Origin of the sequence: Chitinophaga sp. CF118, from assembly GCF_900112615.1 — a bacterium.
In the GTDB taxonomy this organism is placed as follows: domain Bacteria; phylum Bacteroidota; class Bacteroidia; order Chitinophagales; family Chitinophagaceae; genus Chitinophaga.
The window spans coordinates 580,766-592,579 of record NZ_FOMK01000003.1 but is presented as its reverse complement, the minus strand read 5'-3'; the positions used below and the strand labels follow the sequence as shown (position 1 = coordinate 592,579).

General features: G+C 43.0%; 5 protein-coding genes. 2 read left to right on the top strand and 3 right to left on the bottom strand.

Features of this window, described 5'->3' with window-relative positions; genetic code table 11:
* The first annotated feature begins 12 nt into the window (after positions 1 to 12).
* Complete coding sequence (locus BM176_RS14640; RefSeq protein WP_090104217.1) at positions 13 to 3,015, top strand: papain-like cysteine protease family protein; 3,003 nt, start codon at positions 13 to 15, stop codon at positions 3,013 to 3,015.
* Positions 3,016 to 3,129: 114 nt separating this feature from the next.
* On the opposite strand, the gene BM176_RS14635 is transcribed toward BM176_RS14640, so the two are convergent.
* Both BM176_RS14635 and BM176_RS14630 read right to left on the bottom strand, forming a co-directional pair.
* Complete coding sequence (locus BM176_RS14635) at positions 3,130 to 6,273, bottom strand: PQQ-dependent sugar dehydrogenase (protein ID WP_090104215.1); 3,144 nt, start codon at positions 6,271 to 6,273, stop codon at positions 3,130 to 3,132.
* 303 nt (positions 6,274 to 6,576) lie between these two features.
* Complete coding sequence (locus tag BM176_RS14630; RefSeq protein WP_090104213.1) at positions 6,577 to 9,690, bottom strand: Ig-like domain-containing protein; 3,114 nt, start codon at positions 9,688 to 9,690, stop codon at positions 6,577 to 6,579.
* A 528-nt stretch (positions 9,691 to 10,218) separates the two neighbouring features.
* Between BM176_RS14630 and BM176_RS14625 the strand changes: the two genes are divergently transcribed.
* The gene (locus BM176_RS14625; protein WP_143097811.1) at positions 10,219 to 10,551 is read left to right on the top strand and encodes a hypothetical protein; all 333 of its coding nucleotides are present in this window, start codon (positions 10,219 to 10,221) and stop codon (positions 10,549 to 10,551) included.
* 96 nt (positions 10,552 to 10,647) lie between these two features.
* Here BM176_RS14625 and BM176_RS14620 read toward each other — a convergent pair whose 3' ends face one another.
* Positions 10,648 to 11,589, bottom strand: a complete 942-nt coding sequence (locus BM176_RS14620) for a hypothetical protein (protein ID WP_143097810.1) — start codon at positions 11,587 to 11,589, stop codon at positions 10,648 to 10,650.
* Between the last annotated feature and the right edge of the window lie 225 nt (positions 11,590 to 11,814).

Below are 11,814 nucleotides of genomic sequence, written 5' to 3'. Positions count from 1 at the left end.
AATTTGTTCTATATGGAAAATCGTTTCTTCGCAATAAACAGCCTGCTTCGTCCCAGTAAGCGCAGACAAAGTGGATATTCCCACCCATCCTCTATTGTAGAAAGATTTGCCGCTTCATTTGATGCAGTTAATTATACAGTACCTGGTATTGTAAGTCCGATACAACAGCCAACCGGTATGGTTTGCTGGGCTACCGTAACTACCATGATGATTAACTGGAGGAACCAGCGTTCCTCCACTATAGAAACTGTAATAGCCAATACCGGCACGGTATATCTCAATAAGGTCCGGAATAATCAGGGACTGTCATCTGCTGAAAAGATTCCTTTTTTAAGAGCGGCTGGTCTTACACCGGAATTTCCTCAGAGTCTGAGTATTGCCGGATGGGAACAAATGATGCGGAATTATGGCCCCATCTGGGTAACTACTGCAGAAGGCAGTGATGCCAGCTTCGGTATTCATGCACGCATCATCCATGGTATCCAGGGCGATGGAACTTCTGAAAACACAACGCTTTCCATTGTAGATCCAGGTACAGGGACTGCTTACCGGGAAAAGTTTTCGGACTTTCTGGTGAAGTTTGAAAGAGAAGTACGTGTGAGTGCCGACTGGGATGGCAGAATTCAGATTGTACATTTCTCTACTAACACTGCTATTGCAAAATCATTTGCGGCAGTTAATTATACAGTACCCGGTATTGTAGGTCCGATACAACAGCCAACCGGTATGGTTTGCTGGGCTACCGTAACTACCATGATGATTAACTGGAGGAATCAAAGTTCTTCTGCTATAGAAACAGTCATAGCCAATACCGGCACAGTCTATCTCAATAAGGTCCGGAACAACCAGGGGTTGTCATCTGCAGAAAAGATTCCTTTTTTAAGAGCAGCGGGCCTTACACCGGAATTTCCTCAGAGCCTGAGCATTGCCGGATGGGAGCAAATGATGCGGAACTATGGCCCCATCTGGGTAACTACCGCAGAAGGAAGTGATGCCAACTTCGGTATTCATGCACGCATCATCCATGGTATCCAGGGCGATGGAACACCAGAAAACACAACGCTTTCCATCGTAGATCCTGGTACAGGGACTGCTTACCCTGAAAAGTTTTCGGATTTTCTGGTAAAGTTTGAAAGAGAAGTACGTGTGAGTGCTGATTGGGATGGCAGAATTCAGATTGTGCATTTCGCCGCACGCACTGCTACTGCAAAATCATTTACTGCCACGCAATCCGTTATCTCTGCCACAGGGATAGCGCTGATCAAACGACTGGAAGGATTCAGGGCACAGAAATATAACGACCAGGCCGGGCATTGCACTATTGGTTATGGTACCCTGATTCATAAGGGTAACTGTAATGGTGATGCTTCCGAACAGCCATACGCAAACGGTGTTACCGACGAGCGGGCAACGGAGTTACTGATGACCCGCGTCGGCGATTTTCAGCGTACAATTAATGAACAGATTACCGTCAGCCTAAATCAAAATCAATTTGATGCACTGGTTAGTTTTGTATACAATATAGGATCAGAGAACTTCCGTAGATCCACTTTGCGCAGACTGCTGAACCAGGGTAGTTATACATCTGTACCAACAGAAATGAGGAAATGGGTAAAGATACGGCAGAATGGTGCATTGGTGGACTCTCAGGGATTAGTGAACCGGAGGAATGCAGAAATAGAGCTATACAATACAGCTGTGGGCAGTGTTGCGCAATCTTTTTCTTTTGATGACCGTATCCTGTTTTCCGGAGATCTTACCGTACAGGAAGACTTTATCCAGCAATACTCACAGAATGCTATAGACAGCATGCAACAAACGCGTGTACCCGCCTCCGTAACACTGGCACAAGCTGCGCTGGAATCTGGCTGGGGAAGAAGTGCACCACGATTTAATTTCTTCGGAATAAAGGCTGGTGCCAGCTGGACAGGTGAAAGGCAGTTGCTGACCACTACAGAGATCCATAGCGATAATGACAGAAGCAGGCATCCTTATCCGGAAATAATTTCTATTGAGCAATACACGGATAATAACGGCAACGTTAAATACCGCTGGCGGGTAAAAGATAATTTCAGAGCTTATGCTAACGCTGTAGAGAGCTTTAACGATCACGGCAACTTCCTTGTAAATAATGCACGCTATCGTGAAGCATTCAATCATACCGGTGATGCACGACAGTTTGTAAGAGAAATTGCACGCGCCGGGTATGCTACTGATCCCAGTTATGCCACTTCTCTGATCCAGATTATTGAGCACAATAACCTGATCCGTTTTGATACAGTAGCACCAGTGTCTACTGCCAACAGTAACACGGTACAGGAATTTGCAGGAGATATACTATCGAATCCCGGCAGGGTGAGTATACCAGCTAATATCCGGACGCAACTGGAAAGTATCAGAACAAATGGCAGTTATACACTGAACGGTAATACGTTCACACCTTCGTTATCATTGTTACAAAGTATTTCACAGATGCTTTATTTTTCTCTGGATCATAACAGGAGTGCCAATCCCGCTTTTGGCATTCTGAGTTATATCCGTCCGGCATCATCACATCATTCCAATGGTACGGCCGTAGATCTCACTCATATTGACGGGATCAGAATAGATGTGCGGAATCAACAGCAATGCCTGGATGCTGTTATATGTGCGATTAACAACCTTGCATCCGGCAGTTATGCGCTTGGATTACCAAGGCCGCCTTACGCCGATGGTGCAGGCGCAGATCACGATTTTACAACCTACAACAGGCATATCACTGTATATGCAAATACACAACCGCCGACTTTACTACCGGAATATCAGAACTTACCTACAACTGGTAATTTCTTTTTGCCAAACCGCTGGAATGAGCATTCTCCTACCGGCAGCACAGCTACGGACCTGAATCACATTACCAATGAAACATCCCGTGCTGCTTTACGCACTGCTATCAATAATGCTTCTGGCAGAGGGGTGAACATCCGGTATCTGTTTGCTGATGCATTGGATCATCTGCATATTCAGGCTTTATAAAGTTCATGACATAAAAGCCCTGTTTGGTGATATGATCACATTGCAGGTTTGTAATGTGTATGGCAAAAAAAGGGGGATATTATCAAAATATCCCCCCTTTTTATACTTATTTTACTACAACTTCACAAACTTCTTCCGCACTATTTTATTACCTTCTTTGAACTCAACTAAATAAGTTCCAGGTACCAAATTCCCAACATTCAAAGTTCCATTTGAAGACTGGATCCTTGTCAACTGAGAAGTGGACAGGTTGATGATATTAAAGATCCGGGCGGTTTTAACACCAGCGATCGTTAATGTACCATATACAGGATTTGGATACAACTTATATGAAGCCGTATTTGTTTCCGGCAAATAAGCTAAACTGGCAGCTGAGAGAGCTTTACCATATACTTCCAGCTCATTAATGGAATACCCGTATTGTGAAGCCCTAACCGTACCATAAATACGTACATATCTTCCGGTTGAAGTGAGGCCGGTATGATCATTTAATACACCAGTGTTACCAACAATTTGTTTCACAGGTGTTCCCCATGAAGTAGAATCGTTAGATATGTATATGTCATAGTTCTTACCATATGCATTTTCCCAGAAGATCTTCACTTCGCTGATGTTATAAACAGCACCAAGATCTACATAGATAGATTGCGGATCTTTGAACTCACTTGACCAGCGGCTGGTTTGACTACCATCTACTGCATTGTTTCCTGGTGTACCTCCGTTTTCAACAGAGGAAACAGTTGTTTGCTTATTCAGGGCCAGGTTTTTAAGAACAGTTGTATCAACTGTACCATTTGTAAAGGTTACATAATTGACGTTAAAATCAGTAGCATCGAGAGAAATGCGTAACACTTTTACACCGGTAGTGAGTGCAGGTGTAGTTATTGAAACTGTTTGCCATGCCTGGAATCCGCCTGTGGTGGGAACAGTGATATTACCTGTGAAGTTTTGTCCGTCCAATTCTGCATGGAAAGTTTTAACAGCACCAGGATTCGCCACACGTGCAGAGAAGGTATATACACCCGGAGTAGTAACATTCACGGTGTATTCCAACCACTCGCCTGCTGCAACATAACCAATGTTGAAACCATCTTCGGAACATTTTTCCAGGTCTACGTTATCATTCAGGCGATATTGATTGCCGGCATTTCCTGTGCTTGCATCGTGATAAGCAACTCCTTCACCACCCAGATCAAAGTCTTCAATTTCGATCTTTCCAGGGATAGGAGATGGTATACCGGAGTAAGGATTCTGCAGCGCAGCACTTACTTTATAAATGGCTTTATAGGTAGTATTTACTGCTGGCACCTTCAAGGTTTGCAATGCATCACCACCATGTACCCAGGAAGAGAACTCATAAGCAGTATCTCCTAATACCTGCGGACTGAGAGCCTGCAAGTTAAACGTGCTACCTACAACAGCTGTTTTAGAGAACGGAGCAGTTACCTGTGAGCCCAGGATGAGTAGTTTAAAACCTGGCAGGCTTGCATCTGCAGTAAGTATTACTTTATTTGGCTGAATATCCAGAGAATCTATTCCCGTACGTCCGTTAGAGTCAGTAACCGTCACAATAAGTCTGAACCAGATATTAGGGGAAGGCTCTCCAGTGTTATCAGCGATAAAGGAACCAGTAGTACTACCACCCGGAACAGCAGGGCCAGGGTGCCAGTGTTCACTTGCAGCATTGTCTGCATGGTAGAAACGAACCTCCCATTTATAAACAGCAGCAGGCAGTGTACCATCTTCGGCATCTGTTGCACTTGCAGAGAAACGAATAGTATCCTTCGCGTTCCATTTAAAGGTAGCCGCCGGCGTTATGATGTGAGGTACAGGTTTTGCATTGAATGGTTTAACCGTCAGTTTAGCAGCAGCACTTGTAATGCTACCGATGGGGTTAGTCACAATAACGCGGTAGTTACCGGAATCTGCCTGAGCAGCACTGTTAATGGTATAAGATATTGCAGTTGCACCGGCAATATCCACTCCATTCTTTTGCCACTGGTAAGTGTAAGGTATTGCACCAGCAGCGGTCACAGAGAACGTTACCTTATCCTGTGCAAAAACCGTCTGGGCAGCAGGCTGATTCACAATAGAAGGAGCTTGTGTAGCATCATATTCTATCCGCCAAACGCTACCAGTACCTGCATAATCAATGTAATAGATATTTCCATCGATACCAACGCTTGTACCCAGTATAGAACGGAATTTATCATTAGCAAATTCCTGATAACCGCCTATTTTTGGATTAGCAGCATCGATACTTCTAAACCATTGGTTACACCAGTCAGAGAAATAAAATCTGTTCTGGTACTTTGCAGGGTAGTTTGTTGAAGGAGGGTTAAAGAATACTCCGGTAGTAATAGCGCAACCCCATGTAGAATCATGTGAAGTATAAGAAAAGACTGGCAGGATGGTAGTTGTTGAATCCTGTTCGATTCCAGACTTACCGGCTGCACCCCAGCCATAATCATAATTTCTGGCAGGATCAGGGTTGGTTACATCGTTGATTTCTTCATAAGTTCCACCAACATTCATCACAAAAATCTTTTGTGATAAGGGATCAAGTGCCATCCTCCACGGATTTCTCATACCAATAGCCCAGATACTTCTTTTCTGGCGGGAAGCACCGGCTACATTATAGTAAGGATTTCCCGGTGCAGGCTGACCGTCTTCCGTTAACCTTAATATCTTACCACGGTAAGTATCCAGTTTGGAAGCCTCTTCCTGACGACCGCTTTCGCCAATGGCAACATATAACAGATCACCTTTGAATAAGATGGCACCTCCATTATGTAATCCGCCCAGGATACTGTCGAACTGCATAATCCTTGTGGTGCTGGTTACCGTATTAGTATTACTGATCACTATCATATCCAGATAGTGTACAGTCTTTGCGGAATCTGTGTGGAAAAGATAACATTTTCCATTTGATGCAAACTGCGGGTGCAAGGTGATACCCAATAATCCCTGCTCATCGTCGGTAGTGGTGGCTACTGTTGTGACAGTGGAAACAACACCATTCTGTAATACTTTTACGGCACCCGAACGTTCCGCGATGAAGATTCTTCCATCGGGCGCATGGGCCATAGCAGTGGCCAGATTGATGACATCACCGGTCAATTTCTTCTGACTGAATCCGGCAGGCAATTGGCTATAAGCCGGATTGGTAATGGTTAATAGGAAAATAGTGATTCCACAGCATAGTTTTAGCAAATGGGCACACAAAAGCTGGTAAACTTTGAGGATGTTTTTGTTCATGATAGAATTGTTGAATAATAGAAAATAGGTGTCGATTATCGAGATAATGGTTACAAATGACTATGGTTATTTTGCAATGTTTACGATCTAGCTACACTATAAGTTGACTTTTACCTGCTAAAGATAAGGGCAAATTTTGAATTCCGGAATCATTATGCAATGGAGGATAAAATTAATAACAAAAGAATATTACAGCCAACATAAATCCTGTATGCATAAAAAAAGGAGAAGTATCAAAAATAAATGAAGAGCCGGATGACCATATGGTTCTTCATTTATTTTTGATACATCCCCAATCCTTTATTATTGTTTAATGAATTTCAACAATAAGGTTTCATTCCATGTATTGGTTACCTGGATCAGATACATGCCCTGTGGGATACGGCTGATATCAACAGGGTAAACAGTTGCAGCAGTACGCACAAATCTGTTTGACCATACCCTGCCGCTCAGGTCTACCAGTTTGATTTGTTTCACCGCTTCGCTGGAAGACACTTGTACCTGGCTTCCTGCAACCGGGTTTGGATACAAACTAGCTACCCATTTGCCTGTTTTTTCTTCTGTTAAACCCAACAAGCCTGTAGTTGCATGTAATGAACCGTAGGCTTCCAGTTCAAAGATGGAATAACCATAAACTGTTACCCTGGCAGTACCATAAATACGCAGGTAGCGTCCATGACCAGAAAGACCGGTATAATCATTTATAAGAGCAGTGTTGGCTGTAACATTTTTCAGGGTTGTCCAGCTGATTTGGTCTGTTGAGATTTGTACCTGGTAGTCTTTTCCTATTGCAGCTTCCCAGGTAATTTTCACTTCATTAATGTTGTAATCTGCTCCCAGATCAACACTGATCCATTGCGGATCGGCAAAGGCACTTGACCAGCGGGTATTTACATTACCATCTACAGCATATATTGCTTCAGTAGTTGGATTTTCTGTAGTGGAAGCAATTGCCGGTTTATTCAATGCCAGGTTTGGACCCTGACCAGTAGTATTGCCGGTGGTATAATATACATGATCAATGTAGAAGTCTGCCGCAGCAGCAGGAGCATCGCCAGAGAAAGTAAATACCTGTGTGATGGCACTCAGATCTATGTTAGTGAAAGTATTTACAGGGATGGTTACTTCATGCCATTGGCCATCTCTTATTAATCCTAATTTCTGTTCACCAGCAGCATAGGAAATATCTACCTGACCGTTTGACGCAATCACGCTAAACTTAAAGGAACCCTGGTAGGTTGTTTTGAACCAGAACTTCAGATAGCCGTTACTGAAATGGCTCAGATCGCGCACATCATTTGCCACGCCGAGTCCGAACCAGTTGCCAGGTGCAGCTGTAAAGGCAATCACTTCCGTGCCTTCGTAAGGAGCAGCATTCGCGATGGTGGTGAGGTTATTCCATACGTAAAGATTTGCATCCTGTCCGTAGGTAAGTTTTGTAGTAATGGCAGCATCGTTAGTATAAACACCATATTGTTCCGACAGGATCTTATTATCCTGCACGGTGAAAGTAACCGGTTGGGATACGGTGCTAAGTTTACCATTATCATAGGCTTTAGCCGTAATGGTATAAGTGCCCATGTCAACATTATTCCAGGTGAAAGTATATGGCGCTTTGGAGACAGTTCCCAGTAAGATAGCTCCATTATAAAACTCTACTTTATAGATAGTACCATCATCTGTTACGTTTGCAGCGATGTTTACTTTAGCCGGTTTGAGCAACGTTGTAGCGGGCGTAGGCGAAGTAATGTTTATTTGCGGAGCTGTATTACCAGGAGCCGCAATAAATACGGTAACGGGTTTAGAAGTGGTTGTTTTCTGTTGATTGTCTGTCGCCTTTGCGATCAGCGTAGCGATGCCTTGTACGGATGTTTGCCAGTTATAATTAAATGGCGCAGCCGTAACTGTAGCCAGGTAATTATCACCGTTAAAGAAATCTACTTTGCTGATGGAGCCATTGCTATCGGTAGTATTTGTGCTGATAACAATTGAAGCAGGAGTGGTATAGAGGGTATCATTAGCAGGGCTGGTGATAGTAACTACAGGAGCCGGATTATCAGATACACCACCGGTGTAATATACATTATCCACGTAGAAATCGGCAGCTACAGCAGGAGCATCACCGGCGAACATAAACAGCTGGTTGACCGTCATCAGGTCGACACTTCCAAATTCACTTACAGGAATGATAACCTGGTGCCATTGGCCATCTCTCACCAGTCCATGTTCTCCATTAGTACCATTAAACAGCACCCAGCTTTCTCCTGAGCCGGTTGAGATCCCCACTTTGAAGGTAGCGGTTGAAGTAGTTTTCAGATTAAATTTGAGGCTGCCGGAGGCAAAGTTGCTCATATTTTTATCATCGTTAGATACCCCCAATCCGAACCAATTGCCAGCGCTGGCATGAAAAGCCCATGCGCTGTTGCCTTCAAAAGGCACTGGTGCCGGGATATCTGTGATATTATTCCAGTAGTACAGGTTTGCACCCTGACCGAAGGTAACTTTATCATTTACGGTGGTGGTTTCAGTGAAGATACCATAATTACCTTCCGGGGCATTGTCTGTTCCGAGAATCAGTTGCTCTCCCTGGGTAAGATCCTGATATAAGCGGATATAATCAACTTCCATAGCACCGGGAAGAGGAGCTGTAACCTCAGCAGCAGAATGGATGCCTGGATAATTACCACCAACAGCAAGGTTCAGCAGGATATAGAAAGGATTGTTGAAAGCATCGAGACCATTTCCACCAGTGAGGGCTATTTTATAATAGGGACTGTTATCAAGGTAAATGGTGAGGAAGGATTTATCCCATACCAGTTTATAGAGATGATAATCGTCGCTCAGAGCAGCGGTTTCACTCACTGTATCTCTTGCGTAGGAAGCATGACCGGTATAACCACCCGGGTTTTCGGTCCACCAATGCGTAGCCGCGCTTACAGTCTTATTGGCTTTCCCTGCCGCTATAGCACCCGCAAAGCCCATTTCCAGGATATCTACCTCACCGTTGTGGGGCCAGGTACCACCAGTGCTACCCAGCATCCAGAAAGCAGGCCAAAGACCGTTACCAACCTGAGGCACTTTGATGCGGGCTTCGAGCGTGCCATACTTAAAGGCAACGCGGCCACTTGTTTTGATACGACCGGAAGTAAATGGTTTTCCACCCACATCCTCACGACGGGCTTGTATTACGAGATGACCATTTTCAACTCTTACATTATTGGAACTGTTAGTATAATATTCCAGTTCGGCATTACCCCAGCCGCAGTTTCCTTTGCTACAGCCATCGCCGGTTTCATAGGTCCAGTTCTGAAGGTTTAAAATATTGCCATCGAAGTTTTCTTCCCAGACGAGTTTTTGCTGAGCATGCACGAAAACGGGTACAAGAAATAATCCAATGATTAAGAGAGGTGTTTTCATATGTATAGTTTAAAGTATGGCAGATGGATTAACGGATGGGTAAACCGGATAAATAACAAACACCTCTTTTAACCCGTTTTAGGGTTACACATGATTACCTTGAGGGTGTAATACTTTTATCTATTTAAAGATAGATGAAATTTTATTATCCGGAAGGATAAATGGTTATAGCGATGTAATGAGTTTGCTTATGCTTTCGTCCGGATGAATTATTAAAGATGGAAGAAAGTTTTTTTTTATTTAATCTTAAAAGTCGTTAAATTCATACAATCAGTTGATATATAATATATTTCACCCAAAACAGTTACATCCTTTTCACGCAAAATCAACCTCAAAATAAAGTCATTAAGATTGTTATTCCAGTTCAAATGTGAAATCACTTCAATTATTCTTTCAATTAATTAAGAGCTAATCATCGGTTTATACTTTTAAACTACAGTTCTATGCATATCATTCATGATGCGGCATGGATCAACAATAAAACTTGTTACTGAATCTTTAATTTTTCACCTTAAAATCACTATTATCATGGGTATTATTGCATTTTATGAAGGAAACAACGCAACTGAAAACGTCGTTCAAACCATTGAAGACAGTCCCGGGCAGGATTTTCGTCCGGTACGAAATGATGAAATCAGATCGGCGAAAATTTATGGTGTGAGACCTGGTTGTGAAATCAGGGTATATGATTCTTCTGACGGAAGTACAAGTGATGACTTTTGCATCGTTAATGTGAAAAGAAGTATTCCAGAGTACATCATTAATACATTTGAAAGAACGTACGAGGATGAATATGTACGAGTAACTTTCATCCGTAACAATGGACTGGATGGGAAAATTTCACGTATAAGAGTTAATTAATACAATCGCATAACATCTATTTTGCGATGAGGATTTTAATATAACGGGCCCTGTAATCAGCGATTACAGGGCCCGTTATGATACTTAAAGTAATGACTATTGTTGTTTACGGATTTTCACTGCATAAGCGTAAGTAGTTCCGCCATCATAAACTTTATGATCTTTAGACGTCACTTTTACATCTCTTATATTAGCTTCTATAGCTGTCAACATTCTACCTGCATTATTATAGAACGCTTGTGCACCGGGGCAAGCCAGCACCCATGAATTATCGATATTCACTGTAACTACACCAAAGCCTGACGGTACGAAGTTAGAATTAGACTCCTGTCCTATTTCCAGGTTACCGAAATTAGGGATGGCCGTTTTTATACCGATAGCGTAAGATGTGACAACAGCCGAAGAGGCTACATCGTGATCTTTACTGCCTGCATACCAGGTGTCTCCTAAAGGCATTGATTTTACGAGCATGTTACCGGCACCGCTGTAGACTACTTTAGCCCCACCTCCGATCAACGTATAACCGCTGCCTACGCTTACTGAAGTAGTAGGATGCTGTCCGCTACCGGAAGTGTTTGAAAATACCTGCATGTAACTTTTCAGTTGATCTCTTGTAACGCCAGTCAGCTTTAAGCCGATAGCATATGCCACCAGGGTATGGTTAAAAGAAGTCAGGTGATCTTTTGATGCCGCATGCCAGGTAGTGAGATTATCGTCGGGGTAGGAAGCTGTTAACAGGGCTCCTGCACCTGTTGTAAGTTCCGGAGTTACTACTGCACCACCACCGATCAGAACATAATCCTGTGGAACAGCAACGTCTGTTTGAGGATGAGCGCCGGTGGTTTCCTGAGTAATAATTACAATCTGCACGGTTCCTGAACCGTCGGTTCCATAGGCGACTCTTGCGTTTGAAGGGGTTCCGGATTTACTACCGGTGCTGTCTGTTGCTTCGAGAGCCTCTTTGATTTTCTGATCTTTTCTACAGCCAGTAATGCAAAAGAGGAAGATGACCGATAACAGGCCAATTGTTCTTGTCATAGGGTTTATTTGATTTGATTTAAAAATTCGGGGATGGGTAACATAGGTTTCAAATATCATAATGCAAATCTAAAAGCTTACTACGCATTCTATTTACGTAACGTATAATTGGGTTATTTAATTTGGTTTACGGGCGATGCTGTCGCAATCTACAAACATTATAATAATGGTGTTTGTCTAGAATAGCTTTGTATGTTTTAATTATTCCTGACTTATTAGTATATT

Coding starts and splice junctions, on each gene's coding strand:
- BM176_RS14630 (WP_090104213.1), bottom strand. CDS start 9,690: ATGAAAACACCTCTCTTAATCATTGGATTATTTCTTGTACCCGTTTTC.
- BM176_RS14635 (WP_090104215.1), bottom strand. CDS start 6,273: ATGAACAAAAACATCCTCAAAGTTTACCAGCTTTTGTGTGCCCATTTG.
- BM176_RS14620 (WP_143097810.1), bottom strand. CDS start 11,589: ATGACAAGAACAATTGGCCTGTTATCGGTCATCTTCCTCTTTTGCATT.
- BM176_RS14640 (WP_090104217.1), top strand. CDS start 13: ATGGAAAATCGTTTCTTCGCAATAAACAGCCTGCTTCGTCCCAGTAAG.
- BM176_RS14625 (WP_143097811.1), top strand. CDS start 10,219: ATGGGTATTATTGCATTTTATGAAGGAAACAACGCAACTGAAAACGTC.